Source organism: Streptomyces sp. NPDC001339 (genome assembly GCF_042895955.1).
GTDB lineage: Bacteria > Actinomycetota > Actinomycetes > Streptomycetales > Streptomycetaceae > Streptomyces.
Genome location: NZ_JBIAWT010000002.1, coordinates 404,841 through 429,191, shown reverse-complemented (window position 1 = coordinate 429,191; position 24,351 = coordinate 404,841). Strand labels below are relative to the sequence as shown.

Annotated in this window: 14 protein-coding genes and 1 pseudogene; 12 read left to right on the top strand and 3 right to left on the bottom strand. The window is 70.0% G+C overall.

The genetic code is table 11. From position 1 onward, the window contains the following. Positions 1-70: 70 nt before the first annotated feature. The 4 genes from ACFY12_RS07125 (at position 71) to ACFY12_RS07110 (ending at position 4,268) form a co-directional block, all read left to right on the top strand. Positions 71-1,168, top strand: coding sequence for a FecCD family ABC transporter permease (locus ACFY12_RS07125; protein ID WP_390714722.1), 1,098 nt, complete (start codon positions 71-73; stop codon positions 1,166-1,168). Between the two features lie 146 nt (positions 1,169-1,314). Then, positions 1,315-2,373, top strand: a complete 1,059-nt coding sequence (locus tag ACFY12_RS07120; protein WP_390715071.1) for a FecCD family ABC transporter permease — start codon at positions 1,315-1,317, stop codon at positions 2,371-2,373. After that, positions 2,370-3,299, top strand: a complete 930-nt coding sequence (locus ACFY12_RS07115; protein ID WP_390714721.1) for an ABC transporter ATP-binding protein — start codon at positions 2,370-2,372, stop codon at positions 3,297-3,299. Before ACFY12_RS07120 ends, ACFY12_RS07115 begins: the two co-directional genes overlap by 4 nt. A 294-nt stretch (positions 3,300-3,593) precedes the next feature. Further along, on the top strand, positions 3,594-4,268 hold the full coding sequence (locus ACFY12_RS07110) for a methyltransferase (protein ID WP_390714720.1): 675 nt from the start codon (positions 3,594-3,596) through the stop codon (positions 4,266-4,268). A 104-nt stretch (positions 4,269-4,372) separates the two neighbouring features. Here the strand turns inward: ACFY12_RS07110 and ACFY12_RS07105 are convergent, their stop codons facing one another. Further along, on the bottom strand, positions 4,373-5,725 hold the full coding sequence (locus tag ACFY12_RS07105) for an MFS transporter (RefSeq protein ID WP_390714719.1): 1,353 nt from the start codon (positions 5,723-5,725) through the stop codon (positions 4,373-4,375). A 1,009-nt stretch (positions 5,726-6,734) separates the two neighbouring features. Between ACFY12_RS07105 and ACFY12_RS07100 the strand changes: the two genes are divergently transcribed. From ACFY12_RS07100 to ACFY12_RS07075, 6 genes are read left to right on the top strand one after another with little or no spacing between them, the layout of a single operon-like run. Then, complete coding sequence (locus ACFY12_RS07100) at positions 6,735-12,791, top strand: acyltransferase domain-containing protein (protein ID WP_390714718.1); 6,057 nt, start codon at positions 6,735-6,737, stop codon at positions 12,789-12,791. Next, complete coding sequence (locus tag ACFY12_RS07095; RefSeq protein ID WP_390714717.1) at positions 12,788-14,605, top strand: amino acid adenylation domain-containing protein; 1,818 nt, start codon at positions 12,788-12,790, stop codon at positions 14,603-14,605. The genes ACFY12_RS07100 and ACFY12_RS07095 overlap by 4 nt, the downstream gene beginning before the upstream one ends. A gap of 36 nt (positions 14,606-14,641) precedes the next feature. Further along, positions 14,642-16,426, top strand: a complete 1,785-nt coding sequence (locus ACFY12_RS07090) for a beta-ketoacyl synthase N-terminal-like domain-containing protein (protein WP_390714716.1) — start codon at positions 14,642-14,644, stop codon at positions 16,424-16,426. A 5-nt stretch (positions 16,427-16,431) separates the two neighbouring features. Beyond that, entirely contained in the window at positions 16,432-17,685 is a 1,254-nt protein-coding gene (locus ACFY12_RS07085) for a cytochrome P450 (protein WP_390714715.1), read from the top strand. After that, complete coding sequence (locus ACFY12_RS07080) at positions 17,685-17,882, top strand: MbtH family NRPS accessory protein (RefSeq protein ID WP_390714714.1); 198 nt, start codon at positions 17,685-17,687, stop codon at positions 17,880-17,882. The genes ACFY12_RS07085 and ACFY12_RS07080 overlap by 1 nt, the downstream gene beginning before the upstream one ends. Before the next feature lie 43 nt (positions 17,883-17,925). Next, positions 17,926-18,621: a formyltransferase family protein gene (locus ACFY12_RS07075; protein ID WP_390714713.1), complete on the top strand. Its 696-nt coding sequence runs from the start codon at positions 17,926-17,928 to the stop codon at positions 18,619-18,621. Positions 18,622-18,664: 43 nt separating this feature from the next. Here the strand turns inward: ACFY12_RS07075 and ACFY12_RS07070 are convergent. Further along, a pseudogene (locus ACFY12_RS07070) lies at positions 18,665-18,817 on the bottom strand (peptidase C39 family protein); the annotation flags it as partial. A 273-nt stretch (positions 18,818-19,090) separates the two neighbouring features. Between ACFY12_RS07070 and ACFY12_RS07065 the strand changes: the two are divergent. Next, positions 19,091-19,276: a helix-turn-helix domain-containing protein gene (locus ACFY12_RS07065; RefSeq protein WP_390714712.1), complete on the top strand. Its 186-nt coding sequence runs from the start codon at positions 19,091-19,093 to the stop codon at positions 19,274-19,276. A gap of 595 nt (positions 19,277-19,871) precedes the next feature. Here ACFY12_RS07065 and ACFY12_RS07060 read toward each other — a convergent pair. After that, positions 19,872-20,024: a hypothetical protein gene (locus ACFY12_RS07060; RefSeq protein WP_390714711.1), complete on the bottom strand. Its 153-nt coding sequence runs from the start codon at positions 20,022-20,024 to the stop codon at positions 19,872-19,874. 219 nt (positions 20,025-20,243) lie between these two features. Between ACFY12_RS07060 and ACFY12_RS07055 the strand changes: the two genes are divergently transcribed. After that, positions 20,244-24,134 carry a hypothetical protein gene (locus tag ACFY12_RS07055; protein ID WP_390714710.1) on the top strand — a complete coding sequence of 1,297 codons (3,891 nt, stop codon included), beginning with the start codon at positions 20,244-20,246 and terminating at the stop codon, positions 24,132-24,134. Positions 24,135-24,351 lie beyond the last annotated feature (217 nt).

The following is a 24,351-nucleotide window of genomic DNA, read 5'->3' as shown; positions in this document are numbered from 1 at the left end:
GCCGGAGTCGGCGTGAACTTAGGCTAGGCTAACCTATGGCCAACACCGCCACAATGGATTACGGACGACAATGGCGACAACACGCGCAACGACACGGCCGAATTGGCCGGATCGGTACCGGTCCCGCCGACGCGAACGCCGCGCGCGGGAGCCCCGCCCCCTCCTCTGGCCCGCCGCGGGACTTCTCGTCCTCCTCCTGGGCCTCGGCCTGGTGTCCCTGCTCGTCGGCACCGGTTCCAGCTCCGTCGGCGACGCCTGGGACTACCTCGTCGGCGACCCGGCCGCCCGCGCCGACACCCAAATGCGACTCGCCATCGAGGACGTGCGCCTGCCGCGCACCCTGGCCGCGGTTTTCGTGGGCGTCTGCCTCGGCACCGCCGGCTGCCTCCTCCAGGCCGCCACCCGCAACCCGCTCGCCGAGACCGGGCTGCTCGGCGTCAACTCCGGCGCCGCCTTCGCCGTCGTCCTCGGGCTGACCTTCTTCGGCGCCTCCTCCCCCGCCGCGCTGCTGGTGTGGGCCCTGCTGGGCGGGATGACCGCGAGCGCGGTCGTCCTGCTGCTCGCCGGGTCCGGGCGCGCCGCCGGATCCCCGCTCCGGCTCGTCCTCGCGGGATCCGCGCTCGGCGCCACCTTCCACGGCCTCACCTCGTACGTCCTGCTCGGCACCCAGTCGACCTACGACACCTACCGCTACTGGACGATCGGCTCGCTCGCCGGGGTCGAGGCCTCCGACCTCCTCCCCCTGCTGCCGCCGGCCGCCGCCGGCCTGCTCACCGCGTTCGGCTGCGCGCGTCCGCTCTCCGCCCTCGGACTCGGCGACGACAGCGCCCGCTCGCTCGGCCACCACCCCGGCCGGATCCGGCTCGCCGCCGCCGCGGCCGTCTCCCTGCTCTCCGGCTGCGCGGTCGCCGTCGCCGGCCCCATCGCCTTCCTCGGACTGCTCGCCCCCTACGCCGCCCGGGCCCTCACCGGAGCGCGTCTGACGGCCCAACTCGCCCTGTCCGCACTGATCGCGGCCGATGTCATGATCCTCGCCGATGTCCTCGCCCGGGTCGTCATCCGGCCCTGGGAGACCCCGGTCAGCGTGCTGCTCGCCTTCGTGGGCGGACCGCTGCTCGTCTGGATCGCCCGCTCCTCCCGGCTGTCCACCGCGGGGGCCTCGGCATGAGGGACCCGAGGGACAGGAGGGATGCGAGGGGCATGAGGGACAGGGCGTCGCAGGAGTCGTCACAGAAGTCCCTGGAGGCTCAGGAGTCCCTGAAGGCGCAGAAGTTTCTGAAGGCGCAGAAGTCCCTGGAGGAGAAGCCGTACGCCATGGACGTCACCCCGCCCGACAGCACCGTGCTGCGCACCGGCCCCCTCTCCTGGCTCTTCCCGCGCCGCGCCGCGCTCGCCGCCGCACTCCTCGTACCGCTGCTCGCCGTCCTCATCACCCTTGCAGCGGTGGCGAGTTCGACCGGCATGAGCCTGGCGCAGACGGTCTCCGGGCTGCTCGGCACCGGCGACCCCGGGACCGTGATGGTCGTACGGGACTTCCGGCTGCCGCGTATCGTCGTGGGACTGATGGCCGGCGCCGCGCTCGGCATCTCCGGATGCCTCACCCAGACCCTCGCCGGCAACCGGCTCGCCACCCCCGACCTCGTCGGCGTCAACGAGGGCGCCACCGCCGCCGTCGTCGCCGCCGCGGCCGGCTCGACGACCGGCATGGTCGGCGACTGGTGGCTCGGGCCGCTCGGCGCCGTCGCCGCCGCGGTGGTCGTCGTACTGTGCGCGGGCGGGGCGGGCGCAGCCGGCTACCGGGTGCTCGTGGTCGGTATCGGCGTCTCCACGTTCATCGGCGCCGTGAGCGACCTCATCATGTCCCGCCAGAACGAGAACACCGCGGGCGGCGTCTTCCTCTGGACCGTCGGCAGCCTCAACGGGCGTGACGGGAGCGTGGGCACGCCGATGCTGATCGCCCTTCTGCTCCTGGTCCCGCTCTCGCTGGCGGCCGGACACCGCCTCCAGCTCCTGCGCTTCGACGACGATGTGGCGGCCTGCCTCGGCACCGACCTGCGACGGGTGCGGGCCGCCGCGCTCGCCCTCGCCGTCGCCCTGGCCGGTGTCGCCGTCGGGGTCGGCGGGCCCATCGCGTTCGTCGCCCTCGCCGCCCCGATCCTGGCCCAGCGGCTGGCCGGACCCACCCGCGTCCCGATCACCGGCTCGGCCCTCACCGGCGCCGCCCTCATCACCGCGGCCGATGCGCTGGGTCGCGTCGTCGCCCCCGTAGAACTCCCCGTCGGCGTCGTCACCAGCGTCCTCGGCGGGCCCTTCCTCCTCTGGGTCCTCTTCCGCGGGGAGTCCCGCCCGGACCGGACCGCCGGAAAGGCATGACCAAGATGACCGACACGCCCGCATCCGACACCTCCGCGACCGACCCGTCGACCGCCTCCTCGACGGACGCCTCGACCGGCCCCTCGGCCGACCCGACGGCCCCGTCGGCCCACCTGTCGACCGGCCCCTCAACGCCCCCCTCGACCGACCTCGAAGTCCGCGCTCTCCACGCCGGATTCCCCGGCCGCCCCGTCGTGCGGGACGTCGACCTCACGGTCCCCGCCGGGCAGGTCGTCGCGATCGTCGGCCCCAACGGCTGTGGAAAGTCGACCCTGTTGCGCGCCCTCGCCCGCCTGCACCGGCCCGCGTCGGGCACGGTACGCGTCGGCGGCGCCGACGTCTGGCGCCTCCGGCAGCGGCAGGCCGCCCACCTCATCGCCCTGCTCCCCCAGTCGCCGCGTGCCCCCGAGGCCGTCACCGCCGCCGGGCTCGTCCGCTACGGCCGCCACCCCCACCAGGGGCTGCTGCGGCAGTGGTCACGCGAGGACGAACGGGCCGTGCACGAGGCACTGGCGGCCACCGGCATGCTCGACCTGGCCGCGGAACGCCTCGACCGGCTCTCGGGCGGCCAGCGCCAGCGCTGCTGGCTCGCGATGGTCCTCGCCCAGCACACCCCCGTCGTCCTGCTCGACGAACCCACCAGCGCCCTCGACCTGGGCCATGTCGTCGAGGTCCTGGAACTCGTCCGCCACGTCGCCGCCTCGGGCCGCACCGTCGTCATGGTCCAGCACGACCTGGCCGCCGCCGCCCGCTACGCCGACACCGTCGTCGCCATGAAGGACGGCCGGGTCATCGCCCAGGGCCCTCCCCGCGAGACGGTCGACGCGCCCCTCGTCAAGGAGCTGTACGGGCTGAACGCCGACATCCTCCACGCCCCCGGCGACGGCGCCCCGGTAGTCGTCCCCCATACGGTCACCGCCCCCTGAAACCGGCCCGTACACTCCGGGGACGAGGTCAGGGGAGGTCAAGGCATCTCGGTCGCCTTCACCCTGCCTTCGCCTTCGGGTCGAGCTGATCGCCGTAGCCAGCTTCCGTCCATACGTGACCATGCCCCACTAGGGCATACAGCGCAATTTATACAACTAAAACGCCCTCCGACGAGGCGCGCCGAGTCACGGAGCTTGAACAGCGTCCGCCGGATGGTGATCCTGCGCACACAACACCGCTTCTGTCCCGGTACCCGTAAGCCGGAGCCAGTAAGCCGGAGCAAGGAGGAACCGTTGCCCGTCGACGGATACGACGAAAGCATGGCGTTGGTGGCCGAGACACGTCGGCACGGCGCCGGCGAGTTCCAGCTCCTCGGGCGCACCTGGGAGCTGCTACCGGAGGTGTGGTTGCCGACCCTCTCCTATTCCACCGAGTTCTACACCACGCACCTGCCGTACCCACAGGGCGGCTCGCTCCTCGAGGTGGGGTGCGGCGCCGGCGTGACGGCGGTCCATGCGGCCCTGTCCGGGTGTGCGAAGGTGACGGCGACCGACATCACCTCGCAGTCCGTGGACAACACCGCGCGCAACGCCCGGCGGCATGGCGCGTCCGGCGTGACCGCCATGGTCAGCGACGTCTTCGCCGAGCTCGACGGCGATGACCGGTTCGACTGCGTCTTCTGGAACATGCCGTACGTGGCGATCTCCCCCGACTACCGCTACCCGGACGGACTCACCCGGGCCGTGTTCGACGCCGGGATGGCCGGCTGTCACGCCTACGTGGCCGGAGCCGCGCGGGTACTGGCCCCCGGCGGGCGGCTGTTCCTCGGCCTCGGCGACATCGGGGACCGTGCGGCCATGGAGCGTGCCGCCGCGGAGCACGGATGGCAGGTGCAGCTGGTCGCCGCCTCCCGGGGCGAGCCCGACGCCCATGTCGAACACCGGCTCTTCGAGCTCGTGAGGGCCTGACGGCCGAGTCGGCGGCCGCGTCATCGCTCTGGCGAACGGATCGTCGGAGCGATGACGGCGGAGGAGGGCGCCGAGTCCTCGATGGTCGAGGAACCGGGCGACGGTCAGGCCGGCTTCGGTCGCACCATCGCGATTCCCACGGCACCGATCACGCACGCGACGGCGGCTGCGAGGTAGGCCAGGTGATAGCCCCCCAGCTGGGTGCCGCCGGTCGCCGCGACCAGGACCAGGACCGCGACTCCGGCGCTGGAACCGATCTGCTGCGCGACGACGTTCACCGCTCCGGCAACCGCGTGCTGGTGCTCCGGAACGCCGGTGAGCCCGGACGTCGTCATCGCGGGGAAGTTCAGCCCCTGGCCGATACCGCTGACCACCAGCCCGGGCATCACATGCAGCACAAAGCTGCCGTCCTGCGGGGTGGTCATCCACAGCGCCGTTCCCGCGCCGATCAGGATCAGTCCGGTGACCATCAGCGTCCGCGGGCTGTACTTGGCCAGCAGCCGTCCGGTGACGAAGGTGGCCGTGAGGAACACCGTCAGCGACATCGGCACCAGGGCGAGACCGGATTCGACCGGGGAGTACCCCAGCATCCCCTGCAAGTACAGCGGCGCGAAGAAGACGATCCCGACCGCCGCCGTGTACTGGAGGAACGCCGACGCGGTCGCGAGCCGCACCGAGGAGATCCGGAAGAGGGCGAGCGGCAACAGCGGGTCGGCCGTGCGGCGTTCACGCACGACGAAGAGCACCAGGAAGACCACCGCGGCAGCGAGGATGCCCCATGCCCCCGCTCCGCCCCAGCTCACGCCGACGACGAGCAGCGTGAGGCCGAGGGTGCCGAGAATGGCACCGGCCATGTCCAGCGGACCTCTGCGGCCCGCCCCATCGGGCAGTCCGGCCCGTGTGACCGCGAGCACGAGCACGCCCAGCGCCACCGAGAACCACAGCACCGACCGCCAGCCGAGGAACTCGGTCAGTACGCCGCCCAGCAGCATCCCGCCGCTGAAGCTGGCCGCGCCGACCGCGGCGTACACACCCAGCGCGCGGCCGCGCTCCGGTCCGGCCGGAAACACCTCGGTCAGCAGGGCCAGTGCGGCCGGACCCGACAGCGCCGCGCCGATTCCCTGGACCGCCCGCGCGCCGAGCAGCACCGCGCCATCCGGTGCCAGGGCCCCGGCCAGCGCCGCCACCGTGAACAGGGCGACCCCGGCCTCGAACACCCGCCGGCGGCCGAACACATCGGCCAGCCGGCCGCCCACCAGCAGGAAACCGGCGAAGGTGACGGCGTACGCGGTCATGACCCACTGGAGGGTGGTCTCGTCCAGACCGAAGCGTGCTCCGACGGACGGCAGGGCCGCGTTCAGGACGGCCATTCCGCTCAGATCCAGTGCGAGCGCCCCGGCCAGCACCCCGAGCGCCAGGCCCGGCCTGTGCCGCGGCATCGCCGCGGTGCTGGTCATGCGCACCTGCCGAGGAACTCGTGAGGGCCGGCATGCGCCTGGCCGGCAAAGCTGACGGTCACCAGCGGCGCCGCGCCTATCGCGGCCGGCAGGCCCCGCCCCCGTGATGGTCTGTTGCGCATGGCGGTGTTGCTTCCTCTCCCCAGGCGGGTTGGACACGAACCGCACAAGACGATCACTGCGCCGCGCAGCAGGTCAACCGCTTACTTTCCAACTGGCCGGAAACAACGCATAGTTCAAAGCGTCCGGCAGATTACGGAAGCCGGAACCCGCGCTGGTGGTGCGCCTGCGAAACCGGAATGCGAAACCGAAAACGGCCTGCCTACCGTCGGCCTGTATCGCCGGCGACTTCGACGACTCATCGATACAGTCCGGGGATAGGCCAGGAATGCCCCATTTTGAACACTGGTGAACCAGCCACTCGGGGGTCAAATCCTGCCAGTGCAGCTTCCAGCCAGTGGATCACTCTTGTCTCACCCGCTCACAGAGTGGCAGTCTGACGTTCGCCGATCGGGTGATCACCTCGTAATCCGGTCCACTCCAGTCCACATAGGCGTGGACGTGGATAAAGCGGACCTTGAGGCTCGTCGGCAGTGATCCGCGTCAGGTCATGATCTGCTGCGGTCAGGGTGACTCATCGGGGGGTCAATTACCGTGCACTTACTGGTCTTTCGGCAGCTGAGCATTCATCTCCGGGGCGGTACAGGCCGCCGAGCGCCACACGGCTCTCTCTGCCCTGACCGGGCTTCCTCAACTTTCTCCAGCGCGCCGCGGCGAACGCCGGCGTAGCGAACCTTCCGTGTCGTCAACCGTTCCCATGGCCAGATGTCCGGGCACTGACTGATCCCTTGTGAGGACCGTCGGCCCCGGCCCTGTGAACCGGCACGGCCGCATGTGCGCCGAGCCGTCGATCCCGCTGCTCTTACGCGGTTGAAGGAGTTTCCGGGCCTTCCATCCGGCGGCGGCAGCCTCTTCCCACCCCTTCCATTCGCCCTGCCGAGGAGGCGAAGTGCCCCAAGAGCGCGGAGCGCGTGATCTACGCGCCCTCACAGATTTCCTGCTTTCTCGCGTCGTCGATCTGCTGGACGTGTCCCAGGACGCGGTGGACCGCCGGGCACCGCTGCACCAGTACGGCCTGGACTCGGTGAAGTCGTCGGCTCTTGCCGCCTCGTTGTCCGAATTCCTCGGCTGGAAAGTTCCGGTCACCTGGATGTGGCAGTACCCGACCGTCGACGAGCTGTCCCGTGCGCTCGCCGAGGGGCCGCGTGCCGCGGAGGCCGCGGCTCCGGGCGACGACCGCCGTCGTACGGGAACGCACGAACCCGTGGCGATCGTGGGCATCGGCTGCCGGTTCCCCGGCGGACCCGACCCGGCCGCGTTCTGGCAGCTGCTGTCCGAGGGCCGCGATGCCGTGGGACCGGTGCCCGCCGCACGGCGCGAGCTCCTCAACGACCGGGTGCGGTGGGGCGGGTTCATCGACGGCATCGACCAGTTCGATCCGCTGTTCTTCGGTATCTCACCCCGCGAAGCCGTCCAGATGGACCCGCAGCAGCGCCTGATCCTGGAGCTGTGCTGGGAGGCTCTGGAGGACGCGGGGGTCGCGCCCGACAGCCTCGTCGGCAGCGACACCGGCGTGTTCATGGCGTCCTGTTGGGGCGACTACGCCGCGCTGGCGCACTACCGCGGTCCCGACAGCCAGATCACCCCGCACACCGCGACCGGTATGCACGACGGCATCATCGCCAACCGCGTCTCCTACATCCTGGGCCTGCAGGGCCCGAGCATGGCCATAGACGCCGCCTGCGCCGGATCGCTGGTCTCGGTGCACGTGGGATGCCAGTCGATCTGGCTGGGCGAGAGCGATCTGGTGCTCGCCGGCGGCGTGAACCTGAGCTTCGTCTCCGACTACTACACCGCCATGGACGCGATGGGCGCGCTCGCTCCGGACGGCCGCTGCAAGTCGTTCGACGCCCGCGCCAACGGCTACGTCCGCGGTGAGGGCGCCGGCGTCGTCGTACTCGCCCCGCTGAGCGTGGCGCTCGAACGTGACCTGCCGGTGTACTGCCTGATCAAGGGCAGCTCCTCCAACAACGACGGTCTGAGCAACGGCATGACCGCGCCGAACCCCCAGGCACAGGAGAAGATGCTCCGCACCGCCTACCAGCGGGCGGGCATCGCACCGCACCTCGTGGACTACATCGAGTGCCACGGCTCCGCGACGCCGCTGGGCGACCCGATCGAGGCCAACGCCATCGGCGCGGTCCTGGGCGGCGACCGCGCCGAGCCGCTGCGGCTCGGCTCCGTCAAATCCAACGTCGGGCACCTGGAGGCGGCCGCCGGCATCGTCGGCCTGGTCAAACTCGCGATGTCGATGCGCAACGGCGTGCTGCCGCCGAGCCTGCACTACACCGCGCCGAACCCGCAGATCATGTTCGACGAGTACCACCTCACCGTCCAGGACCGGCTGACGCCGTGGCCGCGACGGTCCGACGCGCGCCGGGGAGGCGTCAGCTCGTTCGGCTTCGGCGGCGCGATCTGTCACGTCGCCGTCGAGGAACTGCCGCGCCCCGAGAGCTCGCTCCTCCTGCTGGCCGCGGACTCCCGCGAGGCGCTGGCCGAGCAGGCCCTGGCGCTGCGTGACGAGACCGACCTGCGCGCGGTCTGCGGCCGGGCGCCCGGCGACGGAACGTTCCGGCTCGCGGCCACCGCCCGCGACATGGCCGAGCTCAGGACTCGGCTGGACGCCTTCGGCAGCGGTGCGACGGCCGCCGGACTGAGCGTCGGGGAGAAGACCGCACGCCCGCCGCGGGTGGCGTTCCTGTTCTCGGGCAACGGCTCGCAGTGGGTGGGCATGGGCAGGCAACTGCTCGCCGGGATGCCCGTGTTCCGCCGGTCCATGATGAGGTCCGACAAGCGGATGCGGGAGCTGCTGGGCTTCTCGCTCGTCGACCAGCTGCTGGCCCCCGACGGCCGCATCGACGACATGGACGTCTTCCAGCCGCTGCTGTTCGCCATGCAGGTCGCGCTGGCCGAAGCCTGGCGCTCGCTGGGGGTGGAGCCGGAAGTCGTCGTGGGACAGAGCGTCGGCGAGTTCGCCGCCTCCCATATCGCCGGTGCCCTGGACTTCGAGGACGCCTCCCGCCTGGCCGCCCACCACGGCCGGCTCCTCCAGCAACTGGCCGTGGGCCGCGGCGAGGGCATCGTCGTCATGACCCCGGCGGACGAGGTCGAGCCGTACCTGACCGGCCGCCTCACCGTCTCCGGCCGCAACGGCCTGAACTCCACCCTGGTCACCGGCACCCCGGAGGAGATCGACGACCTCGTCCAGCGGCTGACCGAAGCGGGCGTCACCAACCACCGGGTGCGGATGGGCCACGCCCCGCACTCGTCGCTGGTCGACCATGTCCTCGCCCCGCTGAAGGTCGAACTCGACGGCATCACGCCGCGGACCACGCGTATCCCGATGATCTCGACGGTCACCGGCGAACTCGTCGACGGCGCGGAGCTCGGTCCCGATTACTGGGCGGACAACCTGCGCCAGGAGATCCGGGTGGTCGACGCCCTGACGAACCTGCGCGACCACGACATCGACGCGGTGATCGAACTCAGCCCGCACCCCGTCCTGCTCAAGTCGGTGGCGGAGATCCTGACGGCTACCACCCTGCCCTCGCTCCGCCGCGGCGCCGACGAGGCCTCGACCCTGCTCGGCTCGCTCGGCGCCCTGTACACCGCCGGACTCACCGTCACCCCCGGCCCGTTCACCACGGGCGACCGGGGACGGCACGTCACGCCGGGCCAGGGCGACGCCGCGGCCGACGAGCGGGTACACCTCGTCCCCGTCACGGCCCGTACGGCGGGTGCGCTGACCGACACCTGCCGCGAGCTGTCCAACCACGTCGAACGCGACCCGGGCCTGCGGGTCTCCGACCTCGCCTACACGCTCGCGGCCAGGCGCACCCACCACAACCACCGGATCGCGCTGTTCGCCCGCAACCGTCAGGACGTCCTGGACGGGCTCGCCCGGGTCGCCGCCGGTCAGCCGCACCCCGATGCCGTCACGGGGACGGTCGCCGGCAACACCGACCGGCGGGTGGCGCTGGTGTTCTCCGGCGGCGGAACGCAGTGGGTCGGCATGGGCCGTGAGCTCATGCGCGAGCACGCCGGCTTCCGTACGTGGATGCACGCCTGCGACGCCGCCGTGCGCGCGGCCGACGGCTGCTCGGTGCTCGACGAACTCGCCGCCCTGGCCGACGAGTCCAGGTACGAGGAGATGGACTTCCAGCAGCCCGTACTGTTCGCCCTGCAGGTCTCGCTGGCGAAGGTCTGGCTCGAACTCGGCATCCGGCCGGCCGCCGTCGTCGGGCACAGCCTGGGGGAGGTCGCGGCCGCCTGTGTCGCCGGCGCGCTGTCGCTGGACGACGCCGCCCGCGTCGTGGTCGCCCGGTCTCACCTGCTCGAACGCAAGGCGGCCCCCGGCGTCATGATCTCGGTCGACCTGCCGGAGCAGGAACTGCTGCCGAGGATCGCCCCGTACGCCGAGCACCTGGCCATCGCCGTGGTGAACAGCCCCACCAGCGCGGCGGTCTCCGGCGCGCCCGACGCCGTCCGCGCCCTGGAGGCCGACCTCCAGCGGGCCGGGATCTCGACCAGGAACATCCGGGTCGAACGGCCGGTGCACAGCCCCGGCATGGATCCGCTGATCCAGCCGCTGCGCGAGCGCATCGACGGCATCACCCCGCTGGCGAACACCATCGAGTTCCGTTCCACGGCACTGGCCGACACGGTGGACCCGGTCGCCGACGTCGACTACTGGGTGCACAACCTGCGCAACCAGGTCCGGTTCGCCGAGACGATCGGTGCGCTCGTCGAGGACGGCATCGGCACCTTCATCGAGATCGGCCCGCACGAGACGCTGCGCGGCGCGGTCGAGGAGATCGCGCTGACCCGTGGTGCCCAGGTGCACGCAATCAACTCCCTGCGGCGCGGCGAGAGCGACGTCCGCTGCCTGCTGGGAGCCGCCGCGTCCCTGTACGTCAGGGGCCTTCCGCTGACCTTCGACTCGTTGTTCGCCGACGACGTCGAGGCCGTGGAGACCCCGCTCGTGCAGTGGCAGAAGGAGCGCTACTGGCTGGACACCACGCCCCGCCGCGAGAGCGCGCAGGCGCCCGCCCCTGCCCCCGCCGCACCCATGGCCGAGGCCCCGGTCGCGGTCGCACCGGTGGCGAACGAGCCCGCGGCGGACAGGTCGGTGGAGGACATCGTCCTCGCCGAGCTCGCCGACGCGCTGGGCGTACCGGTGAGCAGGTTCGACGCCCACGCGGGCCTGCGCGACTTCGGCCTGGACTCGATGCTGGCGATCCGCCTCGTCAACCGGATGCAGGCGCTGTTCGGGCATCGGGTGTCGCCGGTGGTGTTCCTGGACGGCCGGACGATATCCGAGGTCGTCGGCCACTTCGTCGAGATCACCGGCGGGGCGGCGGCGACCGCGGCGGCCGCGCCGGCACCGGCCGCGGAGCCGGAGCCGGCCCGGCCGACGGCGGTGGCCGTGCCGGTTCCCGATCCGGAACCGGAGGCCAGGACGGCCCCGGCGTTCCTCGACGAACTGTCCGAGCTGGACGCCGAGGAACTGCTGGAGGAACTGGACGCGCGCGGACTGCTGGAGCCCACCGACGCACCGGCACTGGACCAGCTGCGCGCCGACGGCCTCGGCCTCGAACTGGCACCGGCCTCGCACGGCCAGGCCTCGCTGTGGTTCATGCAGATGGTCTCGCCGGACGCCGTGCCCTACAACTTCATGGTGGCCGCCCGGATCCGGACCGCGGTCGACGAGAAGGCGCTCGACCGCGCCGTACAGGCCGTGATGGAACGGCACCCCGCGCTTCGCACGATCTTCGTGGAGGCCGGCGGCCGTCCGTACCAAGTCATTCTGGACGAACCGGTCTACGAGTTCCTCGTGGTGGACAGCACGGACCTGGACGACGAACAGGCCCGCGAGGAACTGGCCCGGTACGGGCACCTGCCGCTCGACATGGACAACGGACCGCTGGTGCGGGTCGTCCTCATGACGCGTGGTCCCGCGGACCACTACCTGCTGGTGCTCGTCCACCACATCGCGTCGGACGCGGCGTCGGCCGACGTGATGATCCGCGAACTCCAGGAGTACTACGAGGGTGCCGACCCCGCCGACAGCGCGCCGGTCGCCCCGTACACCGAGTTCGTCGAGTGGGAGCGCCAGTGGCTGGCGGGACCGGCGGCCGAGGCGGCACTGGACTGGTGGTCGGAGAAGCTGGCCGACGCGCCCGCCCACCTCGACCTGTCCACCAAGGAGCGGCCGCCGGGCGTCACCTACGAGGGCCGCGACCTCACGTTCCGCTGGAGCACCGAAGAGACGTGCCGGCTCCGGGAGTTCGCGGTCCGCGAGGGCGTGTCGATCAGCACCGTCGTCCTGACCGGGTTCTTCGCCACGCTCAACCGCGCGGCCCGGGCCGAGGACTCCGTACTGGCCACCGCCATCGCCCAACGCGCCGAACCCGGCTGGGAATCCGCCATCGGCTACTACCTGAACACGGTCCTCGTACGGGCGACCCCGTCCGGTGACCGCAGCTTCCGCGACCTGCTGCGCGAGGTCCATGCCTTCTCGCTCGGGCTCCTGGAGCATATGAACTACCCCCTCGACCTGCTGGCGTCCCAGCTGAAGCCGCCGAGGGCCGAGGGCCGCTCCCCGTGGTTCGACGTGGTGGTGAACTGGCTGTCCTCGGACGCGTTCCCCCGGTCCGTCAAGCTCTTCCACGGCCTCGGCGACACCCTCGCGCCCGACGGCGCCCTGCCGCTCGAACCGCTTCAGGTCCGCAGGCACCTCGCCAAGTTCGACCTGGAGATCTCGATGGCCGACATCGACGGCGAGGTCGCCGGCCACGTCCAGTACAAACCGAGCTACCTGGAAAGGGAGACCGTGACGGCACTGCTCGCGCTCTACCGCACCGTGCTCTTCGACTCGATCGCCCAGCCCGACCTGCCCCTTGAAGACATCGCGTCGAACGGCCTCCCCGAGGAGACGGACCAGTGACCGAGACCCTGCACTCCGAGTTCCTCGAGCAAGCGGTCAAGAACCCCGACGCGACCGCGGTCTACTCCGAAGCCGGCGTCCTGACCTACGGCGAGCTGGACGAGCGCTCCCGTGTGCTGGCCGAACGGCTCGTCGCCGACGGCGCCGGTCCCGGTGTCCCGGTCGGCATCTGCGTCGAGCGCACCCCCGACCTGCTGGTCGCCATGCTGGCCACGCTGCGGGCCGGCTCCTGCTACGTGCCCCTGGACCCGAACTATCCGGCCGAGCGGCTGACCTTCATGGTCCGGGACAGCGGGACCCGCCTGCTGCTGACCACGCCCGCGTCCCGGGCCAACTGCCCGGCCGGCCCGACCGTGGTCGTGCTGGGCGAGACCGTGACGACCGAGCCCGGCGAGAAGCCCGTGCCGGTCGTGCCCGGCGACACCGCGTACCTCATCTACACGTCGGGATCCACCGGCCGGCCGAAGGGCGTGGCCATCCACCACAGCGGCTGCGTGGCCATGCTGTCCGAGATGGACCGGGTCTTCGAGGGCCGTGACCTGAGCGGTGTCTCGGCGGCGAGTTCGGTCTGCTTCGACATGTCCGTGATGGAGATCTTCGCCGCGCTGTGCCGCGGCGGCGCCGTCGTGCTCGTGGAGAGCGCCGTCCACCTGCCGGAGAGCCGGTACGCCGACAGGATCACCCACCTCAATGTCATCCCGTCGGTGATGAACAGCCTGCTCGATGCCGGGTATCTGCCGCCGAACGTGCGCACGGTCGTGTTCGGCGGCGAGCCCCTGCGGCGCAAGCTGGTGGACCGGGCGTACCGGGAGACCAGCGCCGACCGGGTCTTCAACGCCTACGGGCCCACCGAGGGAACCGTCTTCTGCTCGATCGGTCTGGTGCCGGAGGACGAGACCGGCGAGCCGACGATCGGCCCGCCGTCGGCCCACGCCCGTGCCTATGTGCTCGACGAGAACCTGAAGCGGCTGCCCGCGGGCGCGCCCGGTGAGCTCTACATCGGCGGCGCCGGCCTCGCCCACGGCTACGTCAACCGGCCGGGCACCACGGCCGAACGGTTCGTGCCGGACCCGTTCCTGGACGGCGAGCGCATGTACCGCACCGGTGACGTCGTCACCTTCACCGACGACGGTGAGCTCCAGTTCGGCGGCCGCGCCGACCACCAGGTCAAGCTGCGCGGCTACCGCATCGAGCTGGAGGAGGTCGAGGCCCGGCTGACCGGCTGCCCCGAGGTCCGGGAAGCCGCCGCCGTCGTACGGGGCAACCGGCTCATCGGCTACGTCGTGCCCGAGGGCGACCCCCGGGACGGCGCCTGGCTGGACACCGGACTCCAGACCGCCATCGCCGGCAAGCTCGCCACCGAGCTGCCCGACTACATGGTGCCGGGGACGATCGTGTTCCTGACCGCACTGCCGTTGGCGCCGGGCGGAAAGCTCGACCGCGCCGCGCTGCCCGAGCCGCCGGCCGCCGATGCCGGCCCGCCCATGACGGCCGCGAGCACGCCGACCGAGGTGGCGCTGGCGGAGATCTGGGGCCAACTGCTCGACCTCGAACCGGCGAGCATCGACGTCAAGGCCGCCTTCTACGACCTCGGCGGCGACTCACTGCTGCTCGTCCGGCTGGCCCGGCTGATGACCCGGCGGTTCGACCGCCGCGTCCGCGTGCCCGACCTGTTCAACTTCCGTGACATCTCCTCCCTCGGCCGCTGGCTCGACGACGAGAGCGGCACCTCCGAGGTGGTCCAGTCCGCCCGCGTCCGCGCCAACGCCCGCCGCGCCGCGCTGCGGGGCCGCGCCACCTCCACCGGCAGCTGAGCCACCCCCAACTCGACTCGAACCAGGAGCCTTTCCATGACCGACAGCCCCGAGCAGGAGTACGACCCGGGCGATGTGGCCATCATCGGCATGTCGTGCCGGGCGCCCGGCGCCCGCACCAAAGAACAGTTCTGGGACAACCTCCTCCACGGCCGGGAGACCGTGTCGTTCCTGGCCAAGGACGACATCCAGGTCGACGAGACCCTGATCCACAGCCCGTTCTACGTGCGGGCCTGCGGCGTGCTCGACGGTTACGACCAGTTCGACCCGTCGGTGTTCGGCATCAGCGACCGCATGGCGGCCGCGATGACCCCGGAGAACCGGCTGTTCCTGGAGAGCGCGTGGGAGACGCTCGAGGACGGTGGTTACGACCCGGACCGGCTCAAGGCCGAAATAGGCATGTACGGCGCCAACAACCCGCAGACCGCCGCGCTCTACAGCTCCCCGCCGGACCGGGTGTCGGTCGGCCCCGAGGCGATCGAGGCCAGCCTGGCGTGGTCGCCGGACACCATGACCTCCAACGCGCTGTACTACATGGGGCTGACCGGCGAGGCCGTCACCGTCGCCGCCGTCTGCGCCGGCTTCCACTACGCGGTGCACCTGGCCTGCCAGTCGCTGCTGCTCGGCCAGACCGACATGGCGATCGCCGGCGGCGCCATGGTCCGCCTGCCGCACCCCCGCGGCCATCTGTGGGAAGAGAACCGCATCCTGTCCAAGGACGGCCACTGCCGCCCGTTCGACGCCAACGGCACCGGCACCGCGCTGTCCAGCGGTGTCGTCACGGTGCTGCTCAAGCCGGTGGCCCAGGCCGTCGCCGACCGCGACCACATCTACGCCGTGGTCAAGGGCTCGGCCGTCAACAACAACGGTGTCAGCGTGATGGCCTACGGTCTGGCCCAGCCCGAGCGGATGAGCGCCTGCATCGCCAACGCCATGGAGGTCGGTGGCGTCACCCCGGACACCGTGTCGATGTACGAGGCCAACGGTCTCGGCATGCCGATGACCGACGAGCTCGAGGTGCACGCGGCGAGCATGGCGTTCGGCAAGCAGACCGGCACCACCTCGATCGGCGGCGTCAAGGGCAACGTGGGCCACGGCGGTGTGGTGTCCGGCGGCTTCGGTGCGATGAAGGCCGTGATGGCCCTGTACCACAAGAAGCTGGCGGCGACGATCAACCTGACGGAGGTCAACCAGGACCTCGACTTCCCCAGCACCCCGTTCGTACCGCAGCTGGAGGCGGCGGACTGGGAGCCGGAGTCCGGCATCCGCCGTGCGGGCATCACCTCGATCGGCGGCGGTGGCTACAACGCGCACCTGGTGCTGGAGGAGCCGCCGGCGGTCGCCGAGCGCGCCCCCGAGGCCGTCGGCAGGCCGCGCCTGGCCACCCTCTCCGCCCTGGACGACGAGGCGCTGGCCCGTCAGCGCGCGAAGCTGAAGGACTGGCTGATCGCCCACCCCGAGCTGCGGCTCGACGACATCTGCTTCAGCCTCACCATGGGCCGCAAGGTGATGGACCGCCGGTGGGCGGCCGTGGTCCGCAGCCGTGCGGAGCTCATCGAAGCGCTGTGCGACGACACCCCCCGCGGCCCGGTCGCCACCACTGGTAACGCGCCGCAGGTGAACGCGGATTCCTTCCGCCGCAACGACAACGGGATCGTGCCGTCCGGAAAGGACGAACAGGCGCTGTCCGATCTGGCCGCCGCCTGGGTGAACGGCCAGCGGGTGGACTTCAGCTCCCTGCACCTCGGGGAGACCAGCCACCGCGTGCCCCTGCCCACCTACCCGTTCCGGCCCCGCCGGTTCTGGCGTACGGACTGGTGACCGTGGTGACACCGACACAGGCGCAGGCACAGCCACCGGCACTGGACACCGTGGACCTGGGCGACCCGAACACCTTCGCGGACCACGACCTCGACGCGTACTGGCGCACCCTGCGGGACAGCGCCCCGGTGCACTGGAACCCTCCGGTCGACGGCCGCCGCGGGTTCTGGGTGCTCTCCCGCTACGACGACATCATGGCCACCTACCGCGACAACGTGAACTTCACGTCCGAGCGCGGCAATGTGCTCGTCACGCTGCTGGGCGGCGGTGACGCCGGTGCCGGCCGGATGCTGGCCGTCACCGACGGGCACCGGCACCACGAGTTGCGCAAGATCCTCCAGCGGGTGCTCTCGCCGAGAGTGCTCGACGAGGTCGCGCAGACGGTGCGGGCCAACACCCGGCAGTGGATCCGCGAGGCGGTCGAGGCCGGCGGCTGCGACTTCGCCGAGCAGATCGCCAGCCGGATCCCGATGACCACGATCTCGAACCTGCTCGGCGTGCCCGAGCAGGACCGGGACTTCCTGCTCACCCAGACCAAGACCGCGCTGTCGGCCGACGACGAGGACGTCGACGAGGTCGACTCCGAGATGGCCCGCAACGAGATCCTGATGTACTTCATGGACCTCGTCGAGGAGCGGCGCGAATCACCGGGCGACGACGTGATCAGCATGCTGGTCGGCAGCTCCATCGACGGTGTGCCGCTGTCCGACGAGGACGTCGTGCTCAACTGCTACAGCCTGATCATCGGCGGCGACGAGACCAGCCGGCTCACGATGATCGACTGCGTCGGCACCCTCGCGGCGGAGACCGAGCAGTGGCGGCGGCTCAAGCATGGTGAGGTCGGGACCGACACCGCCGTGGACGAGGTGCTGCGCTGGGCGTCCCCCACGATGCACTTCGGGCGCAGTGTCCTGGAGGAGACCGAACTGCACGGCGTACGGCTGCGGCCGGGCGAGATCGTCACGCTCTGGCACGCCTCCGGCAACCGGGACGAGCGGGTCTTCGACCGGCCCGGGGTGTTCGACCTCGGCCGTACCCCCAACAAGCACATGGCCTTCGGCTACGGCCCGCACTTCTGCGTCGGCTCGTACCTGGCCAAGGTGGAGATCTCCGAACTGCTCATGGCGCTGCGGGACTTCACCACCGGATTCGAGCAGACCGACGAGGCGCTGCGCATCCGGTCCAACTTCCTGACCGGGTTCTCCACGATGCCGGTGCGGTTCCGGCCCGATCACTCCGGACTGAAAGAGGTCGACTGATGAGCGGCAATCCCTTCACCGGCGGCGAGGGCGACTGGCTGGTGGTGATGAATGCCGGAAAGCAGTACGCGCTGTGGCGGCCGTACCTGGACGTGCCGAAGGGCTGGCAGGTCGTCCACTCCTGCCCGGACCGTGACGCTGCCCTGGACTACGTCGAGCGGCACTTCACGGCGATGACGGAAACGCCGGCGGCCTGACCACCGTGGAGAACCCGACCAGCGACCGCAGGGAGCACGAGTGATGAACATCTACATCTCAGGCCAGGGGGGATTCGCGGTACAGGTCGCGGACGCCCTGCTGGACGAAGGACACAAGATCGTCGGCGTCGCCGCCCCCCGGCTGCGCAAGGGGCAGTCCGACGAGAGCAACGCGATGTCCTGGGACCGCCTGCGCTCCTGGGCGTACCCCCGGGACATCCCGTGGACGGACTCGGCCGAACTGCGCGCGATGCACATCCCGGACGGCGTGGACATCATCATCGCCGCGCATTCCCACGCCTTCCTCGGCCGCCATACGCGTGCCAGGGCCGCCGTCGCCACCATCGGCTACCACCCCAGCCTGCTGCCGTTGCACCGCGGCCGGGACGCGATCCGGTGGACGATCCGCGACGGTGACAAGGTGACCGGCGGGAGTGTCTACCACCTCACCGAGCGCACCGACGCCGGCCCGCTCGCCGCCCAGGAGCACCTCTTCGTGCCCCCGGGCTCGACCGCGCAGAGCCTCTGGCGCGAGCACCTGGCCCCGCTCGGTGTGCGGTTGCTGCTGAAGGTGGTCGCCGACCTCGCCGTGGACCGTCGCATCGAGGTCCCCCAGGACGAGAAGCTGGCGACCTGGGAGCCCGCGATGGGCGCCCCGCCCCTGTTCAAGCCCGAACTCATCGCCCTGCCCGGAACGGCCCCCGTCGAGAGCGGCAAGTGGGCACTTCACACGCGGTGAGGCATGCCGGAGGAGCTGTCGGCCGGGTCGGCGGCGTGCACCGCTACCGGATTCCCAGCTCCTTCAGCACACGGTACTGAGCGGGCGCCGCCTCCACCGGGAAGTAGAGGTAGCAGACACCCCCGGAACCACTCTTGACCTGGCCGTTCGCGTCGTGGCGCTTCGTGCGCAGCCAGATGTTCTCGAACTGGGTGCGGTTTCCTGGCAGACGCTCGACTCCGCTGCTGCCCTTCCCGGTCCGTTGGGGGGGCGCTGCCCTGGATCCGTGCTGACTTCAGACGCTGATGCATGGAAGTGGTGGTAGCCCTCGGCCGGGACGCGCTCATTCCTCGCTCTGTGCTACCCCGTCTCCCCCGCAGAGAGCCCGGCCATGGCGGCTTACAACTCCAGGGCCACCGCACGCAGTCGTTTGGCGCGGCCGGGATTCGTCCCTAACGTGTCGCACTCCCGACCCACGGAGTGAAAAGCGATGGATCAAGCGATGTGGACCGTGCTGGCCCTGGCTGAATTTCTCGGAAAGCCCGCCTCATGGATTTACGACAATCACGAGAAGCAGGCCATACCAAACTTCCGGGTAGGGCAACAACTGCGGTTCTGGCCCAGCGAGATAGAGCATTGGCTGGAAGACAATTACCGTGAGCGAGAGGCTACATGAACGTCAAGTACAAAGAGACGGCGCAGGGCGGGCTCGCGGTGATCATCATCGAGCGCTGATGCCGCAGGACCTGACCAGTGCGTTTTCGTCTTTCAGTGCTGGTCAGGGCCCACCCTGCTTACACGGCTGGAAAGTCCGTGTCCCCCCTGGGAAGGGCGGGAAGTCCGTGAAAATCTCCTGGGATATCCCTGGTCGACGGCAGTTTTCGCGACCATGGGACAACGGGCATCCATCCCCTACAACGAGATGCGCATTACGTGCGGAATCGAATCCCTGACCCGGGGTGTTGGGTCAAGCTGGATGGTGCTGTCCTTGCCGGTCAGCGCCACCCTGCATGATGCTCTGCCCTACGACGCGGGCTCCACCGTCCGCTTACGCATGGTGGTTGGCTGGCCAATCACGTGGCGCGGTGGCCTACGTGTGCGCGTCGCGGTCTTGGCAACGGCGGGCGTCCGCTAGGGCGTTGTTGCCTCGGCAGCGTGCAACGGCTGCGATTCCGAAATACGGGACCAGGCGCCTGAATCGAGTCCAGCCGGCCGCGAGGGAGGACTAGAACAGCCACGCGCAGGGCAGTCCGACTGAAGCCCCACGGGTCTCAGCCCCGTCGCCCAGACCCAAAGGCCTCCACCATGGCCTGCACCAGCCGGGCGGCGGCCCGGCGACGATCGGCCCGTCGCGACCATACGGCGGGCAGCACCACCGCAGCGATGAGAAGCAGCCAGCCCAGCGAGATGAAGTGATGGGTCATCAGGAAATCCTTTAGCTCATCGGCGAATCGGTTACTCCACCAATCTCGGGGCCAACATGTTGCCGCCCGGTGCCCGCCGAAGAACGCCGAAGAACCCGTGAACGCCACTGGTCAGGACCTAGGCTGAGGAGCGGACACCGAAGTGCGCTGAAGGGCGCCGTATGCGGTGACTGGGGACAGAACGCACACGGGGACTGGAAAGCGGGGGGGGCGCCAGGGGTGGCGGACGAAGAGATCGATCGAGGGCCTGTGGCCGACTTCTGTGAAGAGTTGCGGTGCCTGGTACGGGCCGCGGGGCTGCGCCAGAATCAGATCGCCCGGACGCTGGCCAAGTCGGAAGCCGCGGTCAGCGACCTGCTGCGCGGGCGGATCAAGCAGCCACCCGCCTGGAACGATGTCCGCGAGATCGTCGCGCGCTGCGGGACGGAGAAGGGGCTGAAGGGCACGGCTCTGGACCGGGAGCTCCACGGCTGGCATCGCCGCTTGGCAAAGCTGGAGGACGTGGTTGAAGGGCTGCAGCGGTACGGCGGCCCGGCGACCCGGAACCCTACGGTGGCTGGTAGGAGTACGGAAGGGACCTATCCATCCGGTCCGGGCGTGCCGCCACCTCCCTTCACTATGGACCCTGCAGAGCTCACCCGGCTCCCCGAGTACGAATGGCCGCAAGCGCTGGTCTTCCTGATCCACGTAGGCGGTCGGCACATCGACAAACTCACGTCACTGCTCGGCGAACAGACCAACCGTGCAGTCACCGAGCCGCTGGACTTCGCCCACCGGTTGTACGCCCTGTGCCGGGCAGTGCTGGCGGACTTCCCAGCCCAGGCGGTGGGCGCCGACCGGCTGACGCGAACAGCGGTCGGGTCCGTGGTGGGGCATGTGGTGCGGCTGATGGTTCTGCTGAAGGTGACGCTTGGCTTGGACGTTGGGCTGTGCGATGGGTCAGCAGTGGAGCCGAATGCGGGGGGCAGTGAGGGCTGCGCGGAGACGCGCAACGAGGAGGTCGCCGATGCCCGCGAGGATGACCACACCAAGCTCCGCGCACTCGCGGCGAGCATTCTTGTCGAGGATCTGTTCAGGCCACGGCCCTCGGCTCCCGCGCCGTCCCGCGGGACCGGTATCGGCGACAGCGCTTCGGCTACCGCGCTGCGCGAGGGCTGCCGCCGTTCGCTGCCTGCCGCGCTGGATCGCCCGGGCGCACCCACGCGGGAGGTGATGGCCCGGCTGGTCGCCGAGGCATACGCGCGCGAGCTGCACCGGCTCGCCACCGAGGGCGGCTGCCCGGAGTTGGCCCTGCAGCCCGGATCCCCACAGCCACCCAAGATGCTCACCGACGACAGCTCGCCGGGCCTGCGCGGCCTAGGCAGCCTGATGGCCGACTCGGCCGCGGGTGGACCCCAACGTGCACCCCTGGACGGTGCGGCAGCCGCGGTCGCACGGCTGGCCTTGGCCGCCGCCCACCGCCCTGTGGCTGCAATACCGCGTCGCCTCGGTATGCCGGGCAGCGATGCGGAGCCTGTCGTACCGGTGCTGGAGGACGCTTACATCAACCCCGCATTCCGCGCGGTGACTATGATCAGCAGCGCCCGGCCCGAACACGATGACTGGTGGCTGGAGCAGCCGCTGGGCCCGGACCTACAGCAGTATCTGGCCACCCATCTCACCGCGCCCCAAGCCGTCCTGCGGCCTCTCCTGGTCCTCGGCCACCCCGGGGCTGGCAAGTCTCTGCTGTGCCGCCTGCTGGCAGCCCGCCTCCCAAACTGCGACTTCCTGCCCGTGACGGTCGAGCTACGGACCGTGGACGCCGACGCACATCTCCAGCAGCAGATCGAGCAGGCTCTGGAGAGGGCCACCGGCGAGCCCACCACCTGGCCAGAACTGGTCAGATCAGCACCCGGCCGCTTGCCTCTCTTGCTGCTCGACGGCTTCGACGAACTGCTGCAGGCCAGTACGGCCAGCCACTGGAGCTACCTTCAGCACATTGCCGAGTTCCAGGAACGTGAGGCGGCACTTGGCCGGCCGGTCGCTGTGCTGGTCACCAGCCGCACGGTCGTCACCGACCGCGCGGAAATCCCCAACGGCACCCCCGTAGTCCGCCTCGAATCCTTCGACGACGCCCGCATCGAACGCTGGTTGGCCACCTGGAACGCTGCCAACGCCACCTTCTTCGCCCAGAACGCCACCAGCCCACTCGCCGCGGAAACCGTGCTGCGCCACAGGGACCTTGCCCGCCAGCCGCTGCTGCTACTTCTGCTGGCGCTGTACGAGGCCACGACGGGCGCCCTGTCCCACGCCGAGGCCAACGGGCTGAGCCAGGTCCAGCTGTACGAGGAGCTGTTGTGCAGTTTTGTGCGCCGCCAGGTCCGCAAAGCCCACCACCGCGAGCCGCTCCCCGAGGAAGTGGCGGCCGAAACGGAGCGCGAACTGGAGCGGCTATCAGTGGTTGCCCTGGGCATGATCAACCGCAGCGTGCAGAGCGTCCGCGCCGAGGATGTACGGAGCGATACGTGTGCGCTGCACGGTCCCGACGGCCTGGACATGTCCGAGTCGGGGCAGTTCTTCGGCCGGTTCTTCTTCGTCCACGAAGCGCAGGCGGTCCTGGCCGACACCACGTATCGAGCGTTCGAGTTCCTGCACGCGACGTTCGGTGAATACCTAGCGGCCCGTCGGGTAATGCTTGCCCTCCGGGAAGCACTAGAAGGCGGGGTGGCAGAGCCAGACGACGGCCTCCTGTACGCGCTGCTCTCCTTCGCGCCGCTCACGGACCGCGAACAGGTACTGCCGAATGTGGAGGCGCTGATTGCGGGCGGGCCACCAGATTTTCGGGACCGGGTGATGGCCCTCCTGAAGGACCTGTTCCGCACAGCTCTCACCGATCGCCCGACCCGTACGCATCTGCCGTACACGCCGCGCCCACGCACCATCCCGGGTCGACTGGCCTGCTACAGCGCCAACCTGGTCCTGCTGTGCTATCAGCTCGCGGGCGAACAGGGCATCCACTTCTCTGACCTCACGAAGGCTGATAACCCTGTGGAGGAGTGGCGCAGTCTGACGGCGCTGTGGCAGTCCCAACTCACGGACGTGTCCTGGAAAGCACTGTGCCGACACGTGGGAGTGGCACGGGTCTGGCGCCAGGAAAGGGAGGAACGGCGCGATGTTCTGCTCACCAAGCGCAAGCAACACTTCCCTGAAAGGAAGGAACTGCGGCGGCTCAACTGGGCTTTGGACCTCGGAGAGCAGGCGACGGCTTCATCGATACCCGCCAGGGCCGACATCGCCAGCATGTGGAAGCGGATCACGTTCAGGTGCGACCGGGACCTCGATGTCCTCTTCCATACCGCCTGGCCCGTACTGAATGAGTACGAGGTGGACACTGTGGTGGTCCCCGAAGGGGATGCTGATGCCACCTTCGCGGGCGCGACCCTGCGCCGACTGCACCTGGACGCCCAACTCGAGACCGGCTCGCTGTCAGAGCGGGTCGCCCTGTACCGGCAGGCAGCAGCTGCGCTGGAGGACATTGGCGACTTTGGCGACTCACTCCATGCATCCCGCTACCTCTGCCAGGTCCTTGGCATCCTGCGCAAAGAGACTCCACGAATTCCCGCCAAGACGGTGTTGTCCATACTTGATCGACTGAGCCCGGAGTTCCGCGATCCGGAATTCATTCCGGGCGTCGCCACCCCACTGATGGAGTGCGTTATCGCACAACGCGGGCGTCCCGGTGCCGATCGGAACCAAATGACGGAGCTCCTGGAGCGCTTCGCCAAGATCTCTGACGGGAATTATTACGACGATTGCTGGGCCGAGTTGCGCAGACTTCTCCTCCTGGCAGCCTGGGACGCCCCGCCATACAGAAAGCCCACTCGCGAACAACTCGACGGCGTGATGAGCCGCTTGGATTTGGAGGAGGTCGCCGAAGACGAGCCGGCGCTCCTCGCCGGCCTCATCCAGCTCGCCTTCGACTCCGGGCTCCACGAGTGGGTCCAGGAGCATGAGAGGCAACTTCTGCACGCCCTGGAGCCAGACGCACTCGCTCTACTGCGCCCGCACCACCGCGCTGCCCTGCTTCCCTCAACCGCCGACACAGAACTAGCCGACACAACGCGGAATTGACCAAGGCCCTGTCGGAGGCGGCCCGGTACAGCGGAGATCGATTCCCCCGGGCTCGACCTCGGACTGGTCATCGACGCCTACACCTCAGCATCGGTACCTGCCGGGCGCGCTATAGAGAACTACACCCAGGCGTACGCCCAGCTCGGCTCCCTGCGCCGCTTCGCCGAAGCCCCCGCCAACGCAGACCTCCAGGACGCCCGGCTGGCCGCATTTTGCG

Bases quoted from the DNA above. Each gene is read 5' to 3' on its own strand.
- ACFY12_RS07125 (WP_390714722.1), top strand. From the start codon at position 71: ATGGCGACAACACGCGCAACGACACGGCCGAATTGGCCGGATCGGTAC.
- ACFY12_RS07120 (WP_390715071.1), top strand. From the start codon at position 1,315: ATGGACGTCACCCCGCCCGACAGCACCGTGCTGCGCACCGGCCCCCTC.
- ACFY12_RS07115 (WP_390714721.1), top strand. From the start codon at position 2,370: ATGACCAAGATGACCGACACGCCCGCATCCGACACCTCCGCGACCGAC.
- ACFY12_RS07105 (WP_390714719.1), bottom strand. From the start codon at position 5,725: ATGACCAGCACCGCGGCGATGCCGCGGCACAGGCCGGGCCTGGCGCTC.
- ACFY12_RS07090 (WP_390714716.1), top strand. From the start codon at position 14,642: ATGACCGACAGCCCCGAGCAGGAGTACGACCCGGGCGATGTGGCCATC.
- ACFY12_RS07080 (WP_390714714.1), top strand. From the start codon at position 17,685: ATGAGCGGCAATCCCTTCACCGGCGGCGAGGGCGACTGGCTGGTGGTG.
- ACFY12_RS07075 (WP_390714713.1), top strand. From the start codon at position 17,926: ATGAACATCTACATCTCAGGCCAGGGGGGATTCGCGGTACAGGTCGCG.
- ACFY12_RS07065 (WP_390714712.1), top strand. From the start codon at position 19,091: ATGGATCAAGCGATGTGGACCGTGCTGGCCCTGGCTGAATTTCTCGGA.
- ACFY12_RS07060 (WP_390714711.1), bottom strand. From the start codon at position 20,024: ATGACCCATCACTTCATCTCGCTGGGCTGGCTGCTTCTCATCGCTGCG.